21 protein-coding genes and 1 tRNA gene are annotated in these 25,542 nt (G+C 40.8%); 9 read left to right on the top strand and 13 right to left on the bottom strand.

All coding sequences use genetic code 11. The annotated features are described in order from the left end of the window. The 3 genes from AC13FX_RS04865 to AC13FX_RS04875 all read left to right on the top strand — a co-directional run bounded on the left by AC13FX_RS04865 (nt 1) and on the right by AC13FX_RS04875 (nt 1,794). Nucleotides 1-126 carry an integrase core domain-containing protein gene (locus AC13FX_RS04865; RefSeq protein WP_482878376.1) on the top strand — a complete coding sequence of 42 codons (126 nt, stop codon included), beginning with the start codon at nt 1-3 and terminating at the stop codon, nt 124-126. Between the two features lie 80 nt (nt 127-206). Further along, a complete protein-coding gene (gene dgt, locus AC13FX_RS04870) occupies nt 207-1,079 on the top strand; it encodes a dGTP triphosphohydrolase (RefSeq protein WP_482880144.1) in 873 nt (290 codons plus the stop codon). Then, the gene (locus AC13FX_RS04875) at nt 1,060-1,794 is read left to right on the top strand and encodes a hypothetical protein (RefSeq protein WP_482879373.1); all 735 of its coding nucleotides are present in this window, start codon (nt 1,060-1,062) and stop codon (nt 1,792-1,794) included. The genes dgt and AC13FX_RS04875 overlap by 20 nt, the downstream gene beginning before the upstream one ends. 93 nt (nt 1,795-1,887) lie before the next feature. Here AC13FX_RS04875 and AC13FX_RS04880 read toward each other — a convergent pair whose 3' ends face one another. From AC13FX_RS04880 to AC13FX_RS04900, 5 genes are all read right to left on the bottom strand, one after another. After that, nucleotides 1,888-3,039, bottom strand: coding sequence for a hypothetical protein (locus tag AC13FX_RS04880; protein ID WP_482879374.1), 1,152 nt, complete (start codon nt 3,037-3,039; stop codon nt 1,888-1,890). A gap of 981 nt (nt 3,040-4,020) precedes the next feature. Next, nucleotides 4,021-6,348, bottom strand: a complete 2,328-nt coding sequence (locus AC13FX_RS04885) for a hypothetical protein (RefSeq protein ID WP_482879375.1) — start codon at nt 6,346-6,348, stop codon at nt 4,021-4,023. Nucleotides 6,349-6,403: 55 nt separating this feature from the next. Then, nucleotides 6,404-6,856 (bottom strand): hypothetical protein, encoded by a 453-nt coding sequence (locus AC13FX_RS04890; protein ID WP_482879376.1) that lies wholly within the window; start codon nt 6,854-6,856, stop codon nt 6,404-6,406. 1 nt (nt 6,857) lies between these two features. Then, nucleotides 6,858-7,112, bottom strand: a complete 255-nt coding sequence (locus AC13FX_RS04895) for a hypothetical protein (protein ID WP_290965211.1) — start codon at nt 7,110-7,112, stop codon at nt 6,858-6,860. Between the two features lie 131 nt (nt 7,113-7,243). Continuing rightward, entirely contained in the window at nt 7,244-8,536 is a 1,293-nt protein-coding gene (locus AC13FX_RS04900) for a hypothetical protein (RefSeq protein WP_482879378.1), read from the bottom strand. Between the two features lie 355 nt (nt 8,537-8,891). On the opposite strand from AC13FX_RS04900, the gene AC13FX_RS04905 reads away from it, so the two are divergent. Beyond that, a tRNA-Met gene (locus AC13FX_RS04905) sits at nt 8,892-8,965 on the top strand. 112 nt (nt 8,966-9,077) lie between these two features. After that, the gene (locus tag AC13FX_RS04910) at nt 9,078-9,698 is read left to right on the top strand and encodes a TM2 domain-containing protein (protein WP_482879379.1); all 621 of its coding nucleotides are present in this window, start codon (nt 9,078-9,080) and stop codon (nt 9,696-9,698) included. Nucleotides 9,699-9,850: 152 nt separating this feature from the next. Here AC13FX_RS04910 and AC13FX_RS04915 read toward each other — a convergent pair whose 3' ends face one another. The 3 genes from AC13FX_RS04915 to AC13FX_RS04925 all read right to left on the bottom strand — a co-directional run bounded on the left by AC13FX_RS04915 (nt 9,851) and on the right by AC13FX_RS04925 (nt 13,195). Then, nucleotides 9,851-11,842 (bottom strand): S9 family peptidase, encoded by a 1,992-nt coding sequence (locus AC13FX_RS04915; RefSeq protein WP_482879380.1) that lies wholly within the window; start codon nt 11,840-11,842, stop codon nt 9,851-9,853. A 116-nt stretch (nt 11,843-11,958) separates the two neighbouring features. Next, nucleotides 11,959-12,612, bottom strand: coding sequence for a LuxR C-terminal-related transcriptional regulator (locus tag AC13FX_RS04920; protein WP_482879381.1), 654 nt, complete (start codon nt 12,610-12,612; stop codon nt 11,959-11,961). 154 nt (nt 12,613-12,766) lie between these two features. Continuing rightward, entirely contained in the window at nt 12,767-13,195 is a 429-nt protein-coding gene (locus AC13FX_RS04925; RefSeq protein WP_482879382.1) for a hypothetical protein, read from the bottom strand. Nucleotides 13,196-13,277: 82 nt separating this feature from the next. On the opposite strand from AC13FX_RS04925, the gene aspS reads away from it, so the two are divergent. Next, nucleotides 13,278-15,062, top strand: a complete 1,785-nt coding sequence (gene aspS, locus AC13FX_RS04930; RefSeq protein ID WP_482879383.1) for an aspartate--tRNA ligase — start codon at nt 13,278-13,280, stop codon at nt 15,060-15,062. Beyond that, nucleotides 15,059-15,766 carry a DUF429 domain-containing protein gene (locus AC13FX_RS04935; protein ID WP_482879384.1) on the top strand — a complete coding sequence of 236 codons (708 nt, stop codon included), beginning with the start codon at nt 15,059-15,061 and terminating at the stop codon, nt 15,764-15,766. Before aspS ends, AC13FX_RS04935 begins: the two co-directional genes overlap by 4 nt. Nucleotides 15,767-15,941: 175 nt before the next feature. Here AC13FX_RS04935 and sthA read toward each other — a convergent pair whose 3' ends face one another. Next, on the bottom strand, nt 15,942-17,402 hold the full coding sequence (gene sthA, locus AC13FX_RS04940; protein WP_482879385.1) for a Si-specific NAD(P)(+) transhydrogenase: 1,461 nt from the start codon (nt 17,400-17,402) through the stop codon (nt 15,942-15,944). Nucleotides 17,403-17,633: 231 nt separating this feature from the next. Between sthA and AC13FX_RS04945 the strand changes: the two genes are divergently transcribed. Next, nucleotides 17,634-18,242, top strand: coding sequence for a superoxide dismutase (locus AC13FX_RS04945; RefSeq protein ID WP_482879386.1), 609 nt, complete (start codon nt 17,634-17,636; stop codon nt 18,240-18,242). Between the two features lie 146 nt (nt 18,243-18,388). Beyond that, nucleotides 18,389-18,850 (top strand): BrxA/BrxB family bacilliredoxin, encoded by a 462-nt coding sequence (locus AC13FX_RS04950; protein ID WP_482879388.1) that lies wholly within the window; start codon nt 18,389-18,391, stop codon nt 18,848-18,850. Between the two features lie 71 nt (nt 18,851-18,921). Here AC13FX_RS04950 and AC13FX_RS04955 read toward each other — a convergent pair whose 3' ends face one another. The 4 genes from AC13FX_RS04955 to AC13FX_RS04970 all read right to left on the bottom strand — a co-directional run bounded on the left by AC13FX_RS04955 (nt 18,922) and on the right by AC13FX_RS04970 (nt 25,488). Beyond that, a complete protein-coding gene (locus tag AC13FX_RS04955) occupies nt 18,922-20,628 on the bottom strand; it encodes a mechanosensitive ion channel family protein (RefSeq protein WP_482879389.1) in 1,707 nt (568 codons plus the stop codon). Nucleotides 20,629-20,817: 189 nt separating this feature from the next. Further along, on the bottom strand, nt 20,818-21,627 hold the full coding sequence (locus AC13FX_RS04960) for a slipin family protein (RefSeq protein ID WP_482879390.1): 810 nt from the start codon (nt 21,625-21,627) through the stop codon (nt 20,818-20,820). Then, on the bottom strand, nt 21,614-22,948 hold the full coding sequence (locus AC13FX_RS04965) for an NfeD family protein (protein ID WP_482879391.1): 1,335 nt from the start codon (nt 22,946-22,948) through the stop codon (nt 21,614-21,616). The genes AC13FX_RS04960 and AC13FX_RS04965 overlap by 14 nt, the downstream gene beginning before the upstream one ends. Before the next feature lie 77 nt (nt 22,949-23,025). Next, nucleotides 23,026-25,488 (bottom strand): ABC transporter permease, encoded by a 2,463-nt coding sequence (locus AC13FX_RS04970; protein ID WP_482879392.1) that lies wholly within the window; start codon nt 25,486-25,488, stop codon nt 23,026-23,028. Nucleotides 25,489-25,542 lie beyond the last annotated feature (54 nt).

The following is a 25,542-nucleotide window of genomic DNA, read 5'->3' on the forward strand; positions in this document are numbered from 1 at the left end:
ATTGAGGCTTGGAGAAACGAATACAATTCCTTCAGACCTCATAGCTCACTCGGAGATTTAACCCCGAATGAGTACCTTAATCAACACCAAATAACGTCCGATTCTCTACTTTTAACTGGTACATAAACGGGGAGGGGCTCAAAAAAGGTGACTTTACTTTTTTCGATGGCAATGCCCAGGGGTTAAGAGTACTTACGAAACTTCAAATCCTTCAGGATACCTATGGACTTAATTTAACTTCTACTACATTAGGTTCATTTTTGAAATATCCAAACTTTGGTAAAAAAAATTCTGAGAGATTTTACACAAATAAAATTGGGATATTTCAATCTGAAAAAGAGGTATTTAAAGAAGTAGCTTCTGAATGTGGTCTAGAATCCTCAAATGGATATATACGTCATCCCTTGGCTTATCTTATGGAGGCTGCAGATTCTATTTGTTATTATGTAATGGACATTGAAGATGGGTACAATAAAGGACTTTATGACTATGATTTTATCAAAGAATTTTTCCAGAAAGGCATTAATAATGAGCCTCTTTTTAAAAAACTTTTTAAAAATTCTGACGAGGTAAAAGGGATAAATACAAGAAATACTAAGATTATTAAACTGAGAATCAGCTTGATTGACTATTTGGTTGATCTCACCGTTGAAAACTTTATTAAGAATATTGAATCAATCGAAGAAGGAACTTATAACTTAGAACTTATAGACGATGATTCTAATAATGTTGCCAGTACATTGGATTTATTTTGTTTTGAAAATATCTTTAAAAGAAGAGAAATAGAGTTTTTAGAATTAACTGGTCATGCTGTTATTTCCGGATTGCTTGATTATTATATTCAATTTCTATTCGGGGGATCAAAACACTATAAACGAAGAGCCCTAAATCTGATTTCAAAGAGTATTAAGTTATCAGCATTTTTAGAAAATGGAATTAAAGAAAATGATGAGTTGAAGAGCTTTGAAAAACTTAACGACTATTATAAATTGAGAATAATCGTTGATTTTATAACTGGAATGACGGATCAATTTGCGTTAAAACATTATCAAAAATTAAGTGGCCAAAAAATTATCTGAAATAAAACAAGTTGTTAAGGATCAGGAGTTATCATTCTATCATTATTTAACTTCAATAACTCCTTTTGAATTAACTACATTCATAAATAAGACTATAGAGAGAGTAGACATATATGTTTTTAGTGGGGTTATAAGGAATTATTTTTTAAATAGCCATGAACTACGAGATATAGATTTTGTAGTTGAAGATATTTCTAGGATTAGGGAGGTTATCGAGAATTATGAATATAGAGAGAATAGTTTTGGTGGATTCAAAATAAAGATTGGAGAAATGGACGTGGATCTTTGGGAAACCAAAAATACATGGGCTTTTAAATACCAAAACGAAATCGACTATAAGCTTTTTAAGGTCATTCCAAATACATCGTTTTTCAATTTTTCCTCAGTTATATATCATTTAAATAGGAAAGAATTTATCTATAATGAGGACTTCTTAAATTTTCTAAGAAAAAAAGAGTTGGAAATTTCATTTTATCCAAATCCAAATCATCAGCTATGCCTCATTAACACATTATATTATTCAGAAAAGTACAAGTTAACTGTTGGCAAAAAATTGAAGAGTTTTTTAAGAAAACAATCAACCCAAATAGATTCCAATTATCCTGAAGTTCAAATAAAGCATTTTGGGAAGATTATTTATTCACAAAAAGAATTAGAAGATAAAATTAACCTAGTAATAAAAACCGATAGAGCATTTAAAACATTATCACGATAATCTGTAAGTGGATATTAGAGAAGCTGACAACCTACCGGAAAAGCTATTGGTGAAGCTGGCACAACAATCTATTTGTTCACTTTTTTACCATGTTCACGAATCGTGAACAGATGGATTCTGTGAACAAGCATTTTCAGCATCACTTAAAAATGAATCCAATTTTTGCTTAACTGGATTCAATCGATCAGCATGTTCCAGAGCCCATTTTTTCCATTCGTTGAATTTTTGGGTTTGTTCATTGGTGAAGTTACTACTGTTTACTTGACTCTCGACTTCTTGTATATACTGGTAAATGTATGCTGAGTTAGTAAAAAGGGTAGCTTGTTCCTCTAATTGTGCTCTTTTTTCCATTTCAGCCTGATACTCCCGCTCTTGCTGTTCTCGGATTTTACGAGCAATTTCAGCTTTTCTATTTTCTTCTTCTCGTTCAAGTCTTCTTCTTTTTTCATTTTCTGCAATCTGAATAAGTATTGGAAAAACCTCGTCTATTCGTTCTTCAAGAGTTTTATTTTTGGTATCAGAAAGAGACTTCGAAGAATAACTATAGACATTTGTAGCCAAGTGTAACTTTAATTTTCCGGTAGTACATCTGTCATATTCATATTCTGGCCACCTTGAACTTTTGTCATTGATTCTGGTTCTATTTTGTTTTCCCTCCTCCATTATGGATATGTACACCTTGTCTTGATCAACTTGGATAAATGTGGCATTGCGATCGTACTTAGTAAGTGTACCGACTTTAAATCCCTGCCTTTCTGCTTCTTTAAAAATAGCATCCAGAATGCGCATAGCTCTGTTTAAAGATTTCAGTGAGGTCTTTACATTAGCATACCCTGATCTATGGGTTCCAAGTCTGCCGTATTCATCCGTAGCAAACCGTTCTTTCGCTTTATGTTTTAGAAAATTATACGTGTCATTGATTAATGAATGAGCATTTCTAAGCTGATCTTTAACCTGGAGTGGCTGGTAGTTCTTTGGAAGAAGGTTCCCCAAATCAGTTTCATTAATGGATCTTATTTCAAGTGTGTAGCTATCTTTTTCAAAATCAGTAAGGGGTTTCTGCTTTACTTTAATTCCATTCCGCAACTTTGACCAATATCCAGATCTTGGTCTTGGAATTTTTAGCTCTTCACAAGCTTTTGCAAGCTGATAACTATTGATGTTATGCTCTTTTGCAATTTGGGTCATCGGTTTTGACCACAACTCTTTATAGAGTTCTTCCCTGTTAAATGTGATGGATTTCATGAGTTTCTTTTAAAAGTCCTAATGAGTGGATGAAATTTACCAAGGTTCCAAGGTTAACGTGGGAGAGGGTTATTTACAATACCGAAAGCGTAGAAAAGCTCGATGAAATTCCATCTGTTAAAAGATTTGTTCAATCAGAAGGTTTAGAAAAGTTTCAATAAATAGACTATAAGCCAATTAATATGCACTTTTTTAAACCTTCGCTCTCTTAAAACCCGATAATTAAATAAACTCAATCACTAAACCCCGAAAATTAAATAATGGAATATCTTTTCCATGATTAAGTCCCATTTTATTAGCGAAGAGAATTCTACGGAGTTATATGAGTAAACTGGAATAAAACAGCATTCCTGACAACTAGTTTATTCAAAAAAAGCCTATCACTGTTCGAAATAACCCAATTCTTTTAAACTATTCTCTAAAAGAGCTTAGTAACTGCATTAAACAGCGATTTGTAATTCGTGACTCCTGAATTATACCTACTAATTCGTCTATTATTTCAAAGAAATCGCCAATAATCGTTAATAAACGAAACCAGTTTTGCTCTGCATCTGCTTTTAAGGCGGTTATAAATGGAAACGTTATAAAAAATCAGTAATTAACTAAAGATTTTAGCCTAAATGTAGCCTAATTAGGGTGATTTGTTTCAAGGAATCAGTAAATAATGATTGGGTGGTCATCATCTAGGCGATAGTTCCTTAAAAAAAGAAAGAAAAACCTCTGCTAAGCTGCTAAACACTGCTAAGTTTTTTAAATGATAGGCTCGTTTATATAAAAGAAGGGATATTGGCTTTAGCAAAGATTTAAAGAAAATGCTAAGAACTGCTAAAGTGTGCTAGAAATTTTAGCGGCTCTTAGCACCTGTTAGCAGACCTTAGCAGTTAGTTATTTGTAAAGAAATGATGGTTTAATGAGTGTATGAATAGATTTTGGGTAATTCTTAGCAGTTTAGCAGAAAAAGACATGAATTTTTTTAAACTTTTAAGCGCTTAATCTTCCGGCCCGTTGTTGTTCGTATTCTTTGGCCTTGGCGATGAGCTCCTGAAGCATTCCTTTCTCGTTGAGCTGGTCCACACGAAGCACATAACAGCGCAGATTACTTTCCTTCGGCTCATCAATGGATTTGGTTAGAAAAACCTGCACGCTGTTATTCAAAAAGTAACTGCTGTTTTGGAGTTTGGCTTCCAGGGTATTGAGATTGGTTTGACGGGTAACATCTGACTTCGCATCCTGAAGGGCATACCAAATTCGTTTTGGATGCAGATACAGCACTTCTCCCTGATATACTTTCCCATTGGTATCGGTAAAAGCTTCAAAGGGTTTGTAGCGAAAGTGCCGGTGATCAAGGACAAAGAATCGCCGATTAAACTCCGAGTTGGGATCAACTTTTTGGGTGGCGTAATGCTCCAGCGTATCAAAAAACTCATGCAGGGGATTGGATTCTTTTTGCAGTGCCTCCTCTTTTTGAATGGCCTCATAAATTTCAGTTTTAAGCGCTCCAAATTCATTCGACCAATGCTGTAGGTTGGGGAGAATGTAAGGCACACATTGTATGCCTGCCATCACATAGCTCCAGTTGTTTACGGTTCGCCCCTGGAATCCCTGATCGGCTAGAGCTTTTTTGTTTCCATCGAGGAAGTCCATGAAGAAACCGCGCACATTTTCGTAATCTTTGAGCACCAAAGCGGTGAATTCAGAGAATCTGGGGGTTGAGCGCACGACATTCGGTATCATATCCAACTCATTTCGTTTCAAAAATTTGGAATAATTGAGCACAATGAGTCGGGATAATACCGCCGGATCGGTGGGTTTATCATTTCCGGTCATGACCACGCAGGCTTTCATGCGGGTATCAATGGTTTGGTTATCTGTGCTCTTCTTAGCCATGGAGGTTCCAATGCGGTGATACCAGTTCAAGATCGGACTGGTTAAATCCGGAACCTGACTGTTGGTCTCGTGATTGCGATAATCATCCAGGAAGAAAGGAAAGGAGGTAGGCAGGGTCATGTTTCGGATCAGTCCTTTGATGGTATTTTGCTTGGACACGGATTGGCGGTTTCCATTGCGATAGCCAAATAGCGACATGAACCAGTCCATACTGGAGCTTTTTCCGGTACCACGTTCCCCAAACTTGAACATCAGGGGAAAGGCTCCATCCTGTTCCTTGATACTACGGCTAAACAAACAAGCTACGGCATAACCCAATGTAGCTCTCACGTTAAGTTTTCCGTTAAAGGATTCCCACATCATGAACTTTTCAGCCAGAAAATGAGCTGAAGCTTCATCATCGGTTGGCATAGAAATGATGGGTGGTTGTACAAGCTCACTTCCGGTTGGACAAACCAATAACTGCCTGCCTTTCTGAATTCTGTTTTCCTCATTGGCTGGATAGAAACGTTGCTTATTCACATCAAAGAGTCCGTTTTCGAAGAGAAATTCTCCCGGTTTGTACTCACCCCAGCTGGTGATCATCTTCACCGTTGGATACTCCTGATCATTGATCAGAAATTCATGGAAACGATCAAACACGTCATTATTTCCAATAAACTTCACAAATCCCTTGGAAACCAGAAAACTGGAGAACCGTGTTTTGGTTGTAAGCTCTTCAAAGGTGGCAATGGTTATGACATCTTTATCTAAACGATTGGTAAGCCGGAGCCGGTAGCGCACTTCCTTGTCGTCCTCAGTTTGTCCGGGTTGATCAATGATGTGTTCGATGGCTTCCTGCACAATCACCTCACAATCTACAATCTTGATCAGGAGCTTCAGGTATTCCTCCCGGTCATCGGGAATGTCATTTTTGTACATGAATGGATGCACATAGCAGGCTCCATCCATGTTCTTGATGCAGGGAGAGATGTAGGACTTTTCCTTCTCTTCTAACTGGTCCTCTTTGATCTGAGTAAGTTGTTCATGCAGTTTTTCCGAAGCCTGTAAATTCTCACCAACGGCTTGTAGCTTGCGTTTTGAAGGTGGTTTCTTGCTTTGCTTGCCTTTTCGAAGTGCTTTGGGAATCCACCCGGTTTCTTTAGCGGTATTGTAGATCGAATCATTTAAATATTTATCGGGAAACTGGAGTTGGTAGGGCGTTAGATTTGACTCCTCCCAAAATTCATCGAAGTTTTTTGGAAGATTATTCTTGGTCTTGAAGAGCCATTCCCTGGCAAGATCTTTTCCTTCTTCGTCATACACAGCCTTTAAAGCTTTGCAAAGAATAGTCTGATCAAATTGAGCCGGGAGATAATAAATGGCCTCTTTCAAGTCGTTGGAGTGATGGGATTCAGTGGATACTGGATATTCTTTTTCCATAGTTTTTTAGAAAATGTTTAAAAAATGGGAGCCATAGTCGAAGGCTCCCTTGAGATTAGAGTTCAGATGAGCCTTTTATTTTCCGGCTGATTTCTTTTAGGTCTCTCCAGCTATATTGAAAGCCACGCTTTGTTTTGATATAGGCAATGCCATGTAGTTTTCTAAGTAAAGCCAGATTTGAATCGCTTATATCAAAGATCCTTTTTGCTTCTTCTTCGCCAATTAAAACGGTAATGTCTGTGTTAATTTGGCTTGCTACCCGAAGGCGAGTCATAGGAGCTAAATCAGGTGGACTATCTGTTATAAACCTTTCTATGTGCCGAACGAGCAGTTCTGCATCTGATTCATTCTTCAAATCCTTAACATCTTCGATTCTTTTTACTAGTAGCGTTGCATCAAGAGAAACATACCTTTGATCAACTAAAGAGGCATGAAAAGGCCATACAAAAACATATGAGCTTAGTATTTTTTTGCAAAGCTCGTCATCACTCATGGTATTATTTTTCATCTTAATACTCCCCCAAGTTGATGAGTGAACGTTCCTGAGTCAATTGAGGTCTTTTAGCCCGACGAATACGTAATGCTTTAGCCGCGTTTTGTAGATCTTGATGAGACCACAGTCTTCGTCCTCCGATCTTTTCTGGAACGGGTATGGATTTTGCCCGAAGCAGGTTATCCAGGTCGTAATAGTTTACTTCCTGCTTGAGTTGTTGGGATAAGTATTCGGCTGCTTCGCCTGATGTTAGGTAATCGTTTAATCTCATTTGATTTCATATTTAATTAAAGTTTGGAGCGACCAAGTGAATAGAATCACGTTGATCGCTGTACCAAACTTCTGGAGAAATCGAAATGAATTTTCCGCTGGAGAGATTATTTCATTAGCGGAGTCGGAACTTTACTTAGAATTAAGGTTGATGAGGTTTTCTGTACGAACTCTAGGGACAGGTGTATTATATACAGGGTTCTCTTTGATGTATAGGTCGTAGGTGATTTTCCTGTAGTAGATTTCCCACATATATTTTAGAAGAGCAGTACTTAGTATATGTTCGCTTTCCCCTAACTTGGCAACATCATATACTGGGTGAATGTTTAATGGTCTGCGAAGTAAATTAAACTCATTTGAGATAAAATCTTGTTCGATATCGAAGAATTGATATTCGGCTAATAACTTACAAAGTTGATTAAGTGTAAATTCAGTATGTACATGTTTAGGTCTTGTGTCATCGCTAGCTGATGTTATCTGAAATCGAGTATTTTCAATACATTGAAATATCATTATTTCGATGTATAAAGACATAAGACCCTGTTCAATGGCTATAATTGGAAGAAGTCCTTTAGCTATTTCTGGCCATAATTTGAAGTCAATTTTTTGCAAGTATAACATCCACAAGTATTCATATCTATTATCAAGGACATCAATATATTTTGAAGGATTTATAAATAAATCAGTGGCTTGATGGTTTTCTGAAGAAACTTTTAAAAAGAAGAATTTCTTGGCAATTTCCGGATTGGTCGGTATTGATAACCATTTATAATCACTAAAAAAACCATTCTTTATTTCAGAGGATATGCAAGCATTGTACTTTATAATAAATTTCTTAATGATAGTCTTGTAACTTTTCAAGGTTTCATCAGAGACATTATCCTTTAGCTCATCAATCAAAAGTTGAATATATGGATAGAAAGGTGTTTCACTCTCCTGTATAGAACTAAGAAACTTAATTGGGTTGTTTTCAAACATTGATATGCTCGTCAGAACAGAATTATAAAAAGGGTCATAGAATTCGTTTAGGTAGTGAAGTGTATCATTATCCTTCTCAGGATTGTACATGTCGTATCTTGATTGTAATAGACAATTTTTTTGGGAGTCAACTGAACCGTCGAGAGTCATATAAGGTCGAATAGTATGTATAACTTTGCCCACCGTATCATACACTTTTCGCATCTCTGAAAATTTATTCCCCAACTCCATGTTCTCGAAGTAGGCATAGTAAGCCTTCTCACTCATACAGGTGACTTGTTGTATCACGTCCTTTATGTGGTTATAGCCGTCGCCCCGTTTGGAAGTGTAGGTGATGCCCTCAGATTTAATAGTGGTCTCGTTATTGCTCAGAAATTTGAGAAGATCAGCGAGTCTTTTCTCATGCAGTCCGGCCTGCTCAGGTTTTTTAGACTGTTTTTTGCTCATTCATTAAAATTATTGGGTAAAAAAGGGCGAATAGTTACCAAACAGTTACCAAAAACCCTGAATTTACTGGGGTTGAAAAAAAGTCGGGGATGATAGGCAAAACCCAAGAAAATTGGAAAAGAACTTTGACGAAGTAGTAAGTAAAACCTTATATTTAAGTCTGTTTTTAAAAACAGCAGAACGAAACCGTTCTTTAACATAATGAGCAGTGCAATTCGTTACCTCGGAGTTACCAGGTAGTTACCAAACAGTTACCAAAACTTGGTCAAAAAGGGGTGAATTAGTACGATTTACGTTCTAATTGCGAAAATTGAAATCTGCTGTAAGTCACTGAAATAAAGTGATTTAAACTTATGCCGTGGTAGCTCAGATGGTTAGAGCGCACGACTCATAATCGTGAGGTCGACGGTTCAATTCCGTCCCACGGTACATAAATAAAGCTTGATTCTTAAATGGATCAGGCTTTTTTATTTTATAGCCTGTTTTTGAAACAATTTACCCTGATATTCGAACAGGACAAGGGATCAATCAATAGGGCAGTATGCGAAAATCAGAAGAATATGAGATCGCTTTAGTTGCAGAGCAGACACTTGGTAAAGCGTTACAGAAATATGAAGAGCTATCGGGTGATAGTGAGAGGAATACTGATTCTGATCTTATGATCACTATCCACGATTCCATTCGGAATCTTAGAAGAAAGATCGAGGCCTATCTTGAGGATAAGTTGTCAATGGAAAGGGTGATCGATGAATTTGTATTTGAATATCAGGTGTTGGAGGGAGAACTGGATATCAGGGAAACTGAGTCTGCACGGTCCAGGAAACTTGCCAAAAAACTGTTGGCGAGTTACGAAGATTTTATAGCCAAGGTTGGCGGCAATAAAAAGTTGTCGATCATCAATGGAACTAATATTACCGTTCTTGAAAAAAAGTCGAAGGGTAAAGCCTATTTATTTTGGTTCCTATCCTTCTTCGGGATCTTTGGTTTTCATCGTTTTTACCTGGGTAAGATTGGAACCGGCATCGGTTGGATATTGAGTGGAGGCGTGTTAGGTTTGGGGGCTCTGTATGACCTGTTTGCCCTTTCTTCTATGGTTGATGAGCATAATAACTTCCAGGAGCTGAAAGCTGTGAGGATGAAACAGTTAAATTCGAAAAAGTAACGGGCATAAAAAAAGCCGCCCTCAACTCAATGAGTGGCGGCAGATATCATCTACAGACGGCTATTACCCCATTTGCATAAACAACTTACGTTAAAGAGCGGATGCCGTCAATGGTGAGAATTACGTAATTTACCTACGTGTTTTTACGTATTTCATTCTTCAACACCCTTTACATAGGTATCAAACCAGCCAAGGAATCGCTCAAAGCGATCTTTTTGAAAGGTTGGTTTGCGAATACCATGATGTTCACCGGGGTAGACCACAAGCTGCGTTTCAAGGCCAAGACGCTTCATGGCCTGATACATTTGTTCAGATCCTAAAATTGGCACATTCCAGTCTTCGGCCCCACCTATCCATAAAGTCGGTGTCGTTACCTTGTCTACATCGTTAAAGGGCGAAATGCGTTCCCATTTTTCAGGTGTCTCCCATGGAAGTCCCAGCTCTTTTTCCCATGTCAACTGGTAGTGGTCGTGTCCGTAATTAGACCGGTACAGGGTTTCACTTGCTCCTGATATGGCTCCCTCAAATCGCCCTGTTTTAGTGATCACATAATTCGTAAGAATTCCTCCATAAGACCAACCGCCGACTCCAAGTTTATTTGGATCTGCTACGCCTCTTTCGATGGCATGATCCACACCGGCCATCACATCTTCAAAGTCTTTATTGCCCCAATCGGCAAACAGAACCTCAGAAAATGCCTGACCGTAACCAGATGAGCCTCGTGGATTTATTAGTAACACGGCATATCCGTTGGCCGCATATAACTGTGGTATGAATTCAAAACTGTGATCATACTGTGCTACCGGTCCGCCATGGATCCATAATATAGTTGGGATCCTTTCATTTCCCTGATAGTCAGCAGGGGTTACCATAAAGCCTTCGATAGGAGTTCCATCTTTACTGTCAAATCGTATTTCTTCAACTCTCGCGATCTTTTTGGCATCGATCAGGGCATCATTTACATGTGTGATCCTTTTCTGAGAATCACCCTGCTTAATAAATATTTCGTGTGGGCGGTCAACGGTAGACTGAAGAGTAGCGATCATATCGTTTTCGAGGTCAAAACTTCTGATACTCAGGTCACCGGAGATCACTCTTCTGAGGTTTTTCCCATCAGCATTTACAGAAGCAAGCTGGCTTTCACCACGGTCTTCCAACAGAAACCAGATGGTTTTTCCATCCTCAGAATAAGTAGGGTCACTGATGTTACGATCCAGGCCATCCATATAAACTTTGGTATCTCCACTTCCATCAGCAGCTGAAACTGAAAGTTTGTTGGTGGCATACCAGATGGCACTCGTGTCTATCACTGAAGTGTGAACGATCGTCCTTCCATCAGGACTCCAGGCCGGGGAAGAATCACCGCCAGGGTTTTGGGTGATCTTCGTTAGTCCTTTATCAGGGGTATTGGCATCAACAACCCAGATATCACTGTTCACATTACCATCAGGATTCGAAGTTCGGTTACTGACAAATGCGATCTTGTTTCCGTCAGGGCTCCAAACAGCTTGCGAATCATCAAAATCACCAGATGTGAGTTGAATAGCAGAGGTATCGCCGGGAGTGAAGGTATAAATATGTGTCCTGCGGCGATCAAGGTATCCTGCATAATCACGCTTAAATTGGAGTCGGTCTATGACATAGGGTTCAGGACGTTCAGACTCCTCTTTTTTATCTTTGATCATAAGTAAAAGCCGGTCACTTTTCGGAGACCATTCAAAATCTGAAACACCTTGCTCAATGTCAGTAAGTTGAACTGCTTCACCGCCTTTCATATTCAGTGTCCATACCTGGGTCTTTTCCTCATCTCCTCTGGACGCCATGAATGAGAGATATTTTCCATCCGGACTCCATTTAGGGCTGCCGGCAGAATATCCGGCTGCCGTCATTGGCAGGGCTTCGCCCCCATCAACAGGGCTCATCCATATCCGTGTTTCACGGCTGTCATCCTCATAATCTGTTTCAGTCACTGTATAGGCGATCCATCTGCCATCCGGGCTGATCACGGGTGAACCGACATCCTTCAGTTCAAAATAATCATCAACAGTAAGTTCAGTTTTTATCGACTGAGCTTCAGAATATGGTGATATTAAAAAAGTAAGTGAGAAGAAAAGCAGAAAGAGAGGGAAGTACTTAATTTTCATGATTGTAGGTTTTTAGTAAGAATATGAAAGGCAGATAGTTATACCGGCCAAAGTCCTTGGAATATATAACAAATCAGAACTTATGCACTTAAAAAATGGTAAAGACAAAAGTGGTCTTAAAGAAGAGCCTGCTCGTTTTCCATGGCAAAACGAACCAGTGCGGCCGTATTTCTGAGGTCTAGTTTTTTTAGCAGGTTGGTACGGTGCTTTTCTACCGTTCGAGGGCTGATATAAAGTTTGTCGGCTATCTCAGTACTTGTGAGTCCTTCAGTAAGCAAACCAAGGATCTCACGTTCTCTTTTTGTGATCGATTTTACAGGATCAGGACGTTTTTTCTTTTGTGCAAGGCGTTTATACTCATCTGTCATCATCTTTGAGAATTGCTTGCCCAGATAGCGTTCGCCCTTAGCCACTTTTTCGGCTGCATCGATCAGTTCCAGCCTATGAGCTGATTTATGTATGAGCCCAAAAGCCCCGGAATCCAGAAACTCGTTCAGGGTTTTTCGATTTGTTTCATCAGCAAGTAAGAGGATATTGGCATTCGGATCTCTGTCGATGATCTTCTTGGCAATGATAATACCTTCCATCTCGGGCATGCTAAATGAGAGAATACAGAGTTCAGGTTTAACGCTTTCATAAGCTGTTAATACCAGGGCTCCATTATCGATCTCGCTTTGAATTTTAAACTTGCCTTCATCACGTAAGATCGCACTTAGCCCGTGCCTGAAAATTTCGTTGCCGTCTGCAACAATAGTATCGATGATATTCATTTTACCTCCCCAGGTAGAATGGTTCCTCCCACGACCCACTCGCAGAAGGGCATATAATGTAGTTAAAAATGCGGTAATTGCGCCAATTTAATTTTCCTGAGCAATTTCACCCATTCAATGATCGCTGAATCAACCTAAAGGCAGGTGGTCTGCATCAAATCAACTGACTCAGCAAGTAGAGGTTCAGTGCAGACTTTAGTGACCAAAGTATAGTTCTGACCCAATTGGTTGAAACTAATTTCCGGATCGCATGGTCATCTTTTGAGGATTCCAGTTTGGAATGAGCCGGAACAGAGAAAAGCCCCGTTGATATCCATATTAGCATGACGATATAAAACCCGATTGCATTTAAGCTAAGGAATCCATCAGTCCATGCCAGGCCAAAGGAGGTTGCAAGCTCGGCTACCATTACGGGGATCACGATCTTATCAATACTATTAACGTGGTGAAGCTGAAAGGCTTTGAAGTTATCTGTGCCCACGTAGTGAAATGAAGGGTAGTGAACGAGTTGAACGATCCAGATAAGGCCGGTCATAAAGAAGGAGGCAAAGGTATTTATCAGAAAAATAAGTTCCTGCGACATTGATTAAGCGATTCGTTAACATTATGCGTATTTTCAGCGCCTTAATAACCAAAAGTTTTCACTCTACGATTCATCGAAAAGAATGACCCTTAAAAGAACACACACCTGCGGAGAACTTACTGCAGAAAATATTGGCGAAGAAGTAATTTTAAACGGATGGGTAGGCCCCCGTCGTGATCTGGGTGGCGTTATATTCATTGATCTGAGAGACAGATATGGTGTTACCCAGGTTGTTTTTACTGAAGAAGACGACCAGCTACACGAAAAAGCAGAGCAGTTACGTGCCGAGTTTGTGATCGGCGTGAAAGGTAAGGTCATCACAAGGGGTGAAGAGAATTTGAACCCAAACCTGCCTACCGGTGAGATCGAGATCGAAGCTACGGATCTGGTGATCTACTCAGCCGCTGAAACACCTCCTTTTGAAATAAAAGATGGTATTTCAACAAATGAAGATGTTAGGTTGAAATACCGGTATCTCGATCTGCGTCGGCCTGAGGTTCAGGAAAAATTAATGCTGCGGTCAAAGTTCTATCAATCGGTTCGAGAGTTTTATCACGAGCTTAATTTTGCAGAGGTTGAGACCCCGGTACTGATGCGCAGCACACCGGAAGGGGCCCGTGATTATTTGGTACCCAGCCGTGTGAATGCAGGAAAGTTCTTTGCTTTACCTCAAAGTCCTCAAACCTATAAGCAGTTGCTTATGGTATCAGGTTATGACCGCTATTTCCAGATCGTGAAGTGTTTCAGGGATGAAGACCTGCGGGCCGACCGCCAGCCGGAATTCACTCAGATCGATGTTGAGATGAGTTTTGTGGAAGAAGAAGATATTTATGAGACCCATGAAGCTCTTTGGAAAAAAGTGTTTAAGGATACGATCGGTTATGAAGTGAAAACTCCATTCCCGCGTATGACTTATGAAGAGGCCATGAATACGTATGGCTCCGACAAACCGGATACCCGTTTTGGACTTGAATTCAAAGATTTCTCTGAGATCGTTAAAGACGCGGAGTTCAAAGTTTTCTCAAGTACCGTTAAAAAAGGTGGCGGAGTGGTTGGGATCACAGTTCCCGGACAGGGTGATATGGGGCGTGGTGCCATAGATAGGCTTACCGATCGTGTAAAACAGGAAACCGGCGCAGGTGGCCTCATCTATATTAAGATGCAGGAGGATGGCCCACTCTGCAGTGTAGCTAAATTCCTTACGGATGAGATCGTGGAACAGATGGTTGAGAGATCAGAAGCCAGGCAGGGAGACCTGGTACTGATCCTGGCCGGACCGAAACCGGATGTGTTGAAACAGTTGGGCCAGCTTCGTTTGATGATGGGGAAAGAATTCGACCTGATCGATCAATCAACCTATAATTTTCTTTGGGTCACCGAGTTTCCACTACTTGAGTGGGATGAGGAAACCCGCCGATATCATGCCATGCACCACCCTTTCACTTCCCCAAGAGTAGAAGATGTGGAGCTGATGGAAAGTGATCCGGGCAAGGTCAAGGCAAGAGCCTACGATCTGGTACTGAACGGAAATGAGCTTGGTGGTGGTTCTATTCGTATCCATGATCAGGATATGCAGCGAAAAGTATTCGAACTTCTTGGAATTGGAGAACGCGAAGCTGAAGAAAAATTCGGATTTCTTCTGGATGCATTCAAATATGGTGCTCCTCCACACGGTGGAATTGCCTTTGGGGTTGATCGTGCCGTTATGTTATTGACTGGAGCTAAAAGCCTTCGGGATGTTATTGCATTTCCAAAGAACCAGAAAGCACAAAGCATGATGGATAATTCCCCTGATGTTGTAGACGAACATCAACTGGATGAACTGCATATTCAGTTAAAGAAAAACATTAAAGAACAGTTAAAGTGAAAACAGCAGGAATAGACGGTTGTAAAGCAGGTTGGATCCTCATCACCTTTGATGAAGGAAATGAAAAGTACGAAGTTCTCAGAGACCGAGATGCCTTAAAAGAAGCTTTTGAAGTTTTTGACCGTGTTTTTATAGACATGCCGATCGGACTGGAAGATGAGAACTATACCCGTAAAGCTGATGAATTGTTACGAAAAAAAGTTGGGGGTGATTATGCTTCCAGTGTTTTCAGTCCACCAATACGGCCGGCCCTGACGGCTCCTTCCTACGTGGAAGCCAATATGATCAGCCATGAGTACACTGATAAAAAACTAACCTTGCAGTCATGGAATATCACCCCTAAGATCCAAATGGTGGATGAATTGCTTCGAGCGGATGAAAGTTTGCGAGATAAGGTTCTTGAGTCTCATCCTGAGTTACTTTTCCAAACCATTAATGGTGGAATGATCTATCAGAAAAAGAATCTGAAAAAGGGGATCAAGCATCGCCTGGAGCTCATTAAAGCAAGAGAACCTATAGCTGATGACTTTTTCAGGGATATAAAGGAAGATTTCCGGCGAAATGAGGTCGAGGAAGATGATATCGTAGATGCAATGGTTCTGGCCTACTCAGCGAAGATCTCGGAGGAAAAAGGGATCAAGACCTTACCGGAGGAGTTTGATTATGATTCCGAAGGTATGCGCAAGGCTATACACTACGTGTAGAATATTGAAGTTTCCTGACAAGGTTAAGAAGTTAGGATGAGGTTATTCGATAATCTGCTCCGACGCAGAGCTTTGGAACAAGTAGGGTCTTTTCTTATAAACCAAGGTCTCAAAATATACTCGCTCCGCACGCTTCGCGTCGGAGCGGTAGATGAACTAGGGGGTATCGATATTCCTACCCCTTATTCTTTAGGATCTTTTTGTACTTCACGCCCGCCTTATAGACCCGGTTTATGCCATTAAAAGCCGCGATTCGATAAGCTTCACTGTAGGTTGGATAATTCATTACGTGATTTATAAAATAACGGATATCTCCATTCAGTGACATTACCGCCTGACCAAGATGAATAAGGTCGCTGGCTCTTTCACCGATGATATGGATGCCAACCAGTTTCAGGGTTTCAGTCTCAAAAACCAGCTTAAGCAGACCGTCCTGCTGATTACTGATATCTCCCTGAGTAATATTCTTGTAGTAGGCACGCCCAATGGTAACATCATATCCTCGCGATTTGGCTTCTTTTTCGGTCAAACCGATACTGGATATTTCTGGAATGGAGTATATCGCAAAAGGGATTTCAGGAGGTACATCCAAAACCTGGATCCCGAACATGTTGCATGATGCAACCCTACCTTCAGAGAAAGAAGCAGAGGCAAGGGCTGGGTATCCGATCACATCTCCACCGGCGAAGATATTCTCAATATTGGTTTGGTAATCGTCATTTACGATGATATTTCCTTCATTGTCAGTTTCAACTCCAATAGTCTCCAGACCAAGACCTTCTGTATTCGGAACTTTTCCGCCCAGGTAAAGGACGTGTTCAGTTTCTATGACCCGGGTCCTATTACCTTCATTATCCTGCCTGAGGTTATATCTTACCTCAGTTGTATTGCGTATGGTGTTGGTTTTGATCTCAATATTTTCAGCATCAGAGAAAATCTCGATCTTTTGTTTTTCCAGTAGCTTTTCCAGCTGATCTCTTATTTCATTATCAAGAAATGAAAGAAATGACTCAGCTTCGTTCAAAATGGAAACCCGGCTTCCAAGATTTGAGAATGTGGTGGCATATTCCAAGGCCTGAACACCGCTTCCGATAACCAGCAGTTTTCGGGGGATATGAGTCAGGTCTAATATTGAAATGTAATCCAGAACTTTATTGTGGTCCAGATCAAAGCCTTTGGGTTGAACGGGTTTACTGCCTGGTGAAAGGAAGATGAATTCGCCCTTATAGGTCTTTTTCTTGCCCTGTTTGTCCGTTACTTCAACTGTGTGATTATCTTTTAACTCACCGAAGCCATGTACGGTATCGATCTCATTTTTCCTGAAATCATTCTCAACCTTGGTGTTCTTACTTTTCTGTATCTCACTTTTATACTTCAGCAGTTCAGACATCTGATGATGCTGATAGGCTTTTTCATCGGAAAGGTGTTCAAACTGACTTTGAAAGCGTTGAATGATACGGGCTGTTTCCCTGAGTGCTTTACTTGGGATCGTTCCAGAATTGATCCATGTTCCACCAAAAGAGTCTTCATTGGCTTCTATGACCAATACCTTCTTGTCGAATTTGGAACTTTGCATGGCACACGAAAAACCGGCCGGTCCGCTACCAATAATTATGACATCGTAATTATACTTCATAAATGATCTGAGTGAGTAAAAAAATATGAGTGTGAATGCCAAAGATACTTTAAATCTCAATGGATTTCAGTGCAAGATTCAGCTTATAGTATTAACAAATCTAAAAGATAGAGGGTATTGATGGATGGCAGGAACGAAATTTAATACCGATTTGCTTATGTTTAGGAACGATAAAATAAAGGCGCACAAGTTATAAGCGTCGTAAACATGAAAATAAAAAAGGAGTAAACAATGGCTTATACATTACCAGATCTGCCATACGATTACGATGCACTTGAACCACACATAGATGCTCGTACGATGAAGATCCATCACACCAAACACCATCAGGGGTATACTAACAAAGTGAATGCCGCCCTTGAAGGCCATGATTTTGCGGATCTTGATATAGAGAAGGTTCTTCGCAGAATTGATGAAGTACCATCTGATATCAAACAAGCAGTTATCAATAGTGGTGGCGGATATGCCAATCATAATCTTTTTTGGACCATTCTATCTCCAAACGGCGGTGGAGAGCCTGAAGGAGAATTGGCTGAAGCCATTAATGACACATTTGGAAGCTTTGATAAATTCAAAGAGGAATTTTCTGCAGCAGCCGGTGGCCGTTTTGGTTCCGGATGGGCTTGGTTGTCAGTGGATGGAAGCGGAAACCTTGTTGTACATTCAACAGCAAATCAGGACAGCCCACTGATGGAAGGCTATACGCCAATAATGGGTATTGACGTTTGGGAACATGCATATTATCTGCATTACCAAAACCGACGTCCGGATTATGTAGCTGCATTCTGGAATTTGATCAATTGGGATCAGGTTGCAGATAATTACAAAGCTGCTAAGTAAGTTTGAGACTTAAAAAGTTGATCCGTTAATTCGGAAACTTTAAGATTTGACAAGGCTTCTCATAATCGGGAAGCCTTGTCTATTTTTGGGTCAAATATTTTGTATTTTTGAACCGATATAGCAATCAATAAAACAAAGAGATTATTATGCAATTTGGATTTGGAATGGGACCTGATACGTCCTGGATGAGAGAAGAACTGACTCAGTTTGGTGTTGAAGAGCTTAAGACCACAGATGATGTGGATCGTGCCATGAAAGAATATGAAGGCACCATGCTTCTGGTTGTGAACTCTGTATGTGGTTGTGCTGCAGGAAATGCCCGGCCGGGTTTAGGGATCGCTTTGGAGAATTCAGAGGCAAAACCTGATCATATGGTAACGGTATTTGCCGGTCAGGATAAAGAGGCAACGGCGCATGCCAGAGCCTATTTCAGTGAATACCCACCATCCTCACCATCCTTCGCTTATTTTGTAGATGGAGAGATCAAAGCTTTGATACCCCGGCACCGCATTGAAGGCCGAACCAAAGAACAGGTTGCGAATGACCTTGTGATGGTGTTTGATGCTTTTTCCGGAAAAAAGGAAGAAGATGAGGAAGCTGCGAAATAACTTTTGTTATTCAGCTTTAGCAAAGTAGTATTTTTAGAAGCCGGCTCAGATGAGTCGGCTTTTTTAATTTTTTATTTATTCGCACCAAAATCTACTTCTTCGCCATCTCTGTAAATTCGGATGCCTTCCGGTTTTCCTTTTTTGCCTCCGGGGCCAAAATCTGTGACCGCTGAGGCTAGTTCTTCTTCGGTGCGTTCTTCGCCAACCTTGCGAGGCGTATCTTTGTAAAAGCTGTCCATATGCAAGGTTTGAGTTGGGAATGCGAATTCAACCCCCACTTCCCTGGCAAGGCGTAAGATCTCAAGTAAGAAATTATGGCGCTGTTGTAACTCGGTACTCCAATCGGGCACATCGAAGAAAACATAAACCAACACGTCCAGGGAATGAGCTCCAAAGGAGTTGAAGTGTACTTCATAGTAATCCTGTCTGAAATGTTCGTTTGCTTTCACAATGGCTTTGATCCCCTCCACAAAAGCTTCCATTTGTTCCGGTGTGGTCGAGTAAGTCAGGTTCAATACCGTTTTGAGCCTTCGGTATCTTCTCAAGCCAAGGTTATCAATGTCTGCATTAGCAAGGTTTGAATTAGGGACACTGACCAGCGAGTTATAAAACGTTCGTATACGAGTAGACCGAAATCCGACCTCTTCCACCGTTCCCTCTACATTTCCGGATTTGATCCAGTCGCCTATTTTGAATGGGCGGTCCAAAAAAATGGTAACGGAACCAAAGAAATTAGCTAAGGTTTCCCGGGCTGCGAGAGCCACAGCCAAACCTCCAATTCCGAGTCCGGCAATCAGTGAAGCAACATTTACGCCGTTGTTTTGAAGGATCGCGATCACACCCATAACCAATACGAAGAACCTGAGCGTTTTCCGGATAAGAGGGATCAGCTGGTCATCCAGTTCCGTTTCAGTTTTTGAAGTGACAACGGTCAGGTATTTGGAAAAGACATCGGCGAGGTTATAAAATAACCAAACTATAGCCGCTGATAACGCCACCTCAAGGATTATTGACAACGCATGACTTACGGTAACTGAGAACTGAAGGTTAGAATAGGTTACCAAAAAGAAAGCAGTAACAAAGATATACCCGGATGGTTTTTCAATTCCATCAATGAGATCATCATCCCAGGTGAATTTAGTCTTCATTGCCAGGCGTCGGACATAGTTGTCCAGAAGAAATTCGAACACCTTCATCAATATCAGGCCTAAGAATATCCAGAAGAACACAGCCAGGTACTGCCAGATCTTGATCCCGAACCACTCATTTTCGGTCCATTCAGGAAGCTGATCGATCACAAATGTAAACCAGCTCGAAAAGGTGCTTGCATACAAATCCGGTATGGCCTGAGTGGTTGACCTGGAGAAGACCCATTCATTCTGAGCTGTTTTGGTCAAATAAACCTCGGGTAGGGTTTCAAATAAAATATACTGTTGAAGTCCTGAGAGGCTATCGGTATAGTTTGGGTTACTTGGGATGGTATCATAATCGATCAATAATCCTCGTGCATCCAGGACTTTCAGAAGTCGCTCAGCGAGCTCAAGTTTTTCTTCATTACTTCCATCGGCCAACTTCATAGTTGTGATCACATAATCCGGGTTCTTATGTCCGGCTTGTTGCCAGTGCAAAAAAGTATGAACCGTACGCTGTGGATTGACCAGTAGATCTTGCTGGCGGGGTTCCGGTGAAGAATCAGAGATCTCCTGAAGCCCAAAGGCGGTTCCTGAAGTAAGTGCGAAGATTGTTATAAATAAAGTCAGTGATCTGATGTGCCCCATTTCTAGATCCTTATTTTAATAATTAATTAAGCCCGAAATTAATAAAACTATGGGTTGGATGGGGAAGAATTGCTTAAATAAAAAAAGGCTCCGACGCAGAGCATCAGAGCCAGTGATTTTTGAGAGCTTGTGTCATGCATATTTATGCAGATACATAAATATGTATTTATATGTCATGTTCCTTAATTATTATTCTCCGGAATCATCTTTCTTCTTGATCTGATCTGAAGGTGCTATTTTCTTGAATGCCTCAAAGAAATCCATGGGCAGTGGCAGGAAGGCAAAAGTTGCATTTTCTTCACTGATCTCATTCATGGTTTGCAGGAAGCGAAGTTGTAAAGCAGCCGGTGCAGTCTCGATCATTTTGGCTGCATCAACTAGTCTTTCGGCGGCCTGGAATTCACCTTCAGCGTTAATGACCTTGGCACGACGATCACGTTCAGTCTCAGCCTGACGTGCCATGGCTCGCTTCATATTTTCAGGAAGAACCACATCACGTACTTCAACGGAAACTACTTTGATTCCCCATGGATCGGTTTGAGTATCAATATTTTGCTGGATCTGTTTGTTGATCTTTTCACGGTTGGCCAGCAATTCATCCAGTTCAACCTGACCGATGATACTTCGCAATGTAGTTTGAGCTAACATGGAAGTAGCATGAATGTATCGCTCAACCTGTATAACAGCTGCTTCTGCATCAACCACTCTGAAAAAGGTAATGGCATCCACATTCACGGTTACGTTATCTTTAGTGATCACTTCCTGCCGATCCACATTGATGGTAAGTACACGCAGATCCACGCGCTCAATTTTATCGATGAAAGGGATGAGGATGATCAGGCCGGGGCCTTTAACGCTCTGGAATTTTCCAAGCCGGAATACCACCGCCCGTTCATATTCTCTTAAGATCTTGAAAACTTGAGGTGCTAATAAAACAAAGAATACAACAAGGGTGATTACCCAGGTAATATATCCTGAAAATACTTCAGTCGGCTCCATGATGAGTCTCCTCTTTAGGGGTGTAAGGTTTTACGGTAACGGTGAGTCCTTCAAAACGGACGATCTCGCACCATTCGTTTGATTTAATTTGTTCTCCTTCAGTAATGGCATTCCAATATTCACCGGAGATCATCACTCGTCCGGAATTTTCATCCACATCGTCAATGACCCTGGCTTTTTTTCCGATGAGTGATTCCAAACCGGTTCTGTGTCCGGTAAATTGGGCTTTTATTCCTGAAGTGGCTATCCACCCAAAAAATATGACCATAAGAATAGTCGCCGGAACCAGCCAATACCAGTCCAGCTGCATTTCTTTGGGAAAATCCTGGAACAGCATCAAAGCACCTAGGAAAAATGAGACGGCTCCTCCGGTCATAAGTATTCCAAATGTTGGGGTGAATGCTTCCGTTATAAATAAAACAATTGCTAAACCAATCAAAATAAAACCGGCAACGTTTATTGGCATGGCTGCTGAACCGTATAATAACAGGATCAATGCGATGACACCGGCTACACCCGGTACAATGGCTCCGGGGTTAGTAACTTCCCCGACAATGCCATAAATGGCAACCATGGTCAGGATCAGCATGATCTCTGGGCGCATAATGAAGCTGAAGAATTTTTCAGCAAAGCTTTCTTCAAGCGGCTCGATGGTCGCATTTGAGGTTTCTAGGATTCTGCCTTCCACCTCGCGTCCGTCTATTTGTTGCAATAGGTCGTCCATATCTGTTGCAATTAGGTCGATGACATTCAACTCCAATGCTTCCGTTTCGGTGATCGCTTCACCATCACTGACAGCTGATTTTGCCCATTCGGCATTACGGTTTCGTTCTTTGGCAATGTTCTCTATGAAGCTTTCCGAGTAGTTAAAGATCTTTTTTTGCATCACCGTATCCTGCTGTCCGCCTCCCATAGATACCGGTGAGGCAGCCCCAATGGTAGTGGTGGGGGCCATAGCTGCAATATGGGCGGCAAGTGTAATAAATGTACCGGCGCTTCCGGCATTACCCCCGGATGGGGTCACATATACAACGATCGGCATCTCAGATGCCAGCATTTCCTGCACAATATCCTGAGTTGAGTTTAAAAGACCGCCAGGGGTATCAAGTTCTATGATCAAAGCTTCAGCCTTTCTTTCAATAGCTGTTTCCAGTCCACGGGTAATATAATTGGTGGTAGTTGGCCCAATGGCCCCCTTGATCGTAATAACGGTAACGGTTTTTTCACCTGTGGTGTCTTGCTGCATAACAAAACCGAAACCCTCACTGAGAGGAGCAAGGATAAAGGTCAGAAGAAGTAAGATGTAAACTAATGGTCTCATATCAATCCAATGAATCCCCTTAATGAAAGGTTCCTTAATGGTACATAAACCATGTGAATTTTTAAAGAAATTCAGATTTATTCGTTGCGTATGGCTTGAACCGGATTGATCATGGCAGCCTTGACCGCATGATAACTTACAGTTGTCAATGCAACAAAAAGAATGATCGATCCTGAGACAATAAAGATCATGGGAAGGTTTGTATAGAGGTCAAATCGGTAGGGGAAATTTTCAAGCCATTTTTGGGCACCAAAATATGAGATCGGCCAGGCTATGAGATTGGCCAGGATCACAAGAAATATGAACTCTTTTGATAACAAGTTGATAATGTTGGTTACAGAAGCCCCAAGGCTTTTCCTGATGCCAATTTCCTTTTGCTTGAGATGAGCCGAATAGGATGAAAGTCCTAGAAGACCAAGACATGCAATGATGATACACAATAAAGAAAAAACGGTGGCAAGCGAGCTCATCTTTTGTTCGGACTCATAGATCTCGTTAAGTCGTTCATCAAGAAAGCGATACTCAAATGGGTCAATTGGGTTGATCTCTGTCCAGATTTTTTCAAGGTGTTCTATGGCAGCAGTGGGGTTACCGGGAGAAAGCTCAACAGCAGTATGGGCAACATATCCCAGAATGGGTTGAGTACCCTGAACTAACTTTATGACCAATGGCTGAATCTCTTTCTTAAGGGAGGAATAATTAAAGTCTTTGACCACACCAACCACCGAATATGATTCACGTTCTCCTACGGGAGGATAAAAATAGAAAGTCGATCCTATCGCTTCTTCAGGAATTTCTACATCCAGCTTTGATAGCATTGACTCATTGATCAGGATGCTTTGGTCAAAATCGCTTGGGAATTCCCTGGAAAAACCCCGTCCTGCCAAAAGAGTCAGATCAAAAGTTTCAATAAAATCGTGTGTGACATGTAGTGCCAGGTTTGTCGCATCCTCACTTTCGCCGGTTCCTGCCGGTACATACCGATAGAATTCCTGTGCTTCACTGCCGGGTATCTTTCCAAGACCTGTTATATTCTGGATTTGTGAATGGGATAAGCCACGTTCCTTGAAAGTATCGAACTCCCAGCTGATCAGATTTTGCATAGTGGGAAGAAGAAGTACATTGTTTTTATCAAAACCGAGATCTTTTTCCTGAATGTAATTCAGCTGAAGGAATATAACGGCGGTACCAATCAGTAAGATCACAGAGAGTGAAAACTGAAACGTAACCAAGGCTTTTCGGAAAAGTACATTGCTTGAACTACTAGATCCTTTTCCTTTTAAAACCTGTACTGGATTAAAAGAGGAAAGAAAAAAAGCAGGGTAGGATCCTGAAAAAAATGAAACAAATATGGTAAGGACTAAAAGAGCAGGGATTGTATATATGTTTTGGAAAAGGTCAAAACCCAGACTTTTACCGGTTAGTTCATTAAAGAATGGAAGCGAAAGGTAGACGATCAAGCAACCTAATATGATGGCGATGAAGCTAAGGAAAAAGGACTCTCCCAGAAACTGGGAAATAAGCTGTTTTTTGTGTCCTCCCATAACTTTTCTGAGGCCAACTTCACGACTACGTTCCAACGACCTGACTGTTGAAAGGTTCATAAAATTGATACAGGCAATGATCAAGATAAAAACTGCAACGGCCAATAAAATATTGGTGTACAATGCCGAACTGTTAACTTCCATTTCATGATCCCTGTTGGAATGAAGATGGATGTCTGTAACGGGTTGCAGTTCCAATTCTACAGTTTCATCTGACGGCCAGCCGGAATAGGCATAGTAATATTTGCCTGCTAGTGTCTGTAGTTGCTGTTCCAGTGTTTTGGTATCAGTGTTTTCACCAATAACTATATAGGTCCATATTGGATTCCAAAGCCAGCTTTCATTGTAATCGGGACTACTCACGTAGATATCATCTAGACTTGTAAAGGAAGCCAACAGATCTATTTTCATGTGTGAGGTTTCCGGCCAGTTTTCCATAACACCTGTTACGGTCATATCCCGAATACCCCTATAGTTGAGGAGTTTGCCAATAGGGTTTTGATCCCCAAAGTATTTTTTAGCAAGGTCTTCTGTAATCACCAGTGAAAGGGGATCTCTTAAGGCACTTTTTGGGTCCCCACGAAGGAGTTCAGCAGAGAAAACATCAAAAAAAGTAGAATCTGTAAAATAGAAATTTTCCTCTCTGAAAGATATGCGTTCATCACGATTCACAAAGGTATGTGATTCCAGTTGCATATCGAAAAAACGAACCGTTTTTAAAATAGATCCCGAATATTCTTCGTCTAAGACTGGGGCAAGAGCAAAGGGAGTAGTGGCCTGATCTTCATCCCGGTCAGCGGATTTAGTCGTTTGAACCACCCTGAAGATCTGATCTGAGTTTTCATGAAATGAGTCGAAGCTTCTTTCATTGATCACATAGGTTATAATGATAATACAGGTGGCGAGACCTATAGATAAACCTGTAATGTTGATAAGAGAGTAAACCTTTTTTTTAAGGAGATTTCTTATCGCAATCTTGATGTAATTTTTAAGCATCAGTGAATCCTCTAACTACCAACGGAAGTATATATTACCCAAATTGTACCTTAT

It is taken from the genome of Gracilimonas sp. B-17, from assembly GCF_056857935.1.

What these genes read in the sequence shown, in the direction of transcription:
- AC13FX_RS04890 (WP_482879376.1), bottom strand. Translation starts at nt 6,856, where the DNA reads ATGAAAAATAATACCATGAGTGATGACGAGCTTTGCAAAAAAATACTA.
- AC13FX_RS04910 (WP_482879379.1), top strand. Translation starts at nt 9,078, where the DNA reads ATGCGAAAATCAGAAGAATATGAGATCGCTTTAGTTGCAGAGCAGACA.
- AC13FX_RS04900 (WP_482879378.1), bottom strand. Translation starts at nt 8,536, where the DNA reads ATGAGCAAAAAACAGTCTAAAAAACCTGAGCAGGCCGGACTGCATGAG.
- AC13FX_RS04955 (WP_482879389.1), bottom strand. Translation starts at nt 20,628, where the DNA reads ATGGGGCACATCAGATCACTGACTTTATTTATAACAATCTTCGCACTT.
- AC13FX_RS04880 (WP_482879374.1), bottom strand. Translation starts at nt 3,039, where the DNA reads ATGAAATCCATCACATTTAACAGGGAAGAACTCTATAAAGAGTTGTGG.
- AC13FX_RS04895 (WP_290965211.1), bottom strand. Translation starts at nt 7,112, where the DNA reads ATGAGATTAAACGATTACCTAACATCAGGCGAAGCAGCCGAATACTTA.
- AC13FX_RS04885 (WP_482879375.1), bottom strand. Translation starts at nt 6,348, where the DNA reads ATGGAAAAAGAATATCCAGTATCCACTGAATCCCATCACTCCAACGAC.
- AC13FX_RS04960 (WP_482879390.1), bottom strand. Translation starts at nt 21,627, where the DNA reads ATGGAGCCGACTGAAGTATTTTCAGGATATATTACCTGGGTAATCACC.
- AC13FX_RS04915 (WP_482879380.1), bottom strand. Translation starts at nt 11,842, where the DNA reads ATGAAAATTAAGTACTTCCCTCTCTTTCTGCTTTTCTTCTCACTTACT.
- AC13FX_RS04925 (WP_482879382.1), bottom strand. Translation starts at nt 13,195, where the DNA reads ATGTCGCAGGAACTTATTTTTCTGATAAATACCTTTGCCTCCTTCTTT.
- AC13FX_RS04965 (WP_482879391.1), bottom strand. Translation starts at nt 22,948, where the DNA reads ATGAGACCATTAGTTTACATCTTACTTCTTCTGACCTTTATCCTTGCT.
- AC13FX_RS04950 (WP_482879388.1), top strand. Translation starts at nt 18,389, where the DNA reads ATGCAATTTGGATTTGGAATGGGACCTGATACGTCCTGGATGAGAGAA.
- AC13FX_RS04920 (WP_482879381.1), bottom strand. Translation starts at nt 12,612, where the DNA reads ATGAATATCATCGATACTATTGTTGCAGACGGCAACGAAATTTTCAGG.
- sthA (WP_482879385.1), bottom strand. Translation starts at nt 17,402, where the DNA reads ATGAAGTATAATTACGATGTCATAATTATTGGTAGCGGACCGGCCGGT.
- AC13FX_RS04945 (WP_482879386.1), top strand. Translation starts at nt 17,634, where the DNA reads ATGGCTTATACATTACCAGATCTGCCATACGATTACGATGCACTTGAA.
- aspS (WP_482879383.1), top strand. Translation starts at nt 13,278, where the DNA reads ATGACCCTTAAAAGAACACACACCTGCGGAGAACTTACTGCAGAAAAT.
- AC13FX_RS04970 (WP_482879392.1), bottom strand. Translation starts at nt 25,488, where the DNA reads ATGCTTAAAAATTACATCAAGATTGCGATAAGAAATCTCCTTAAAAAA.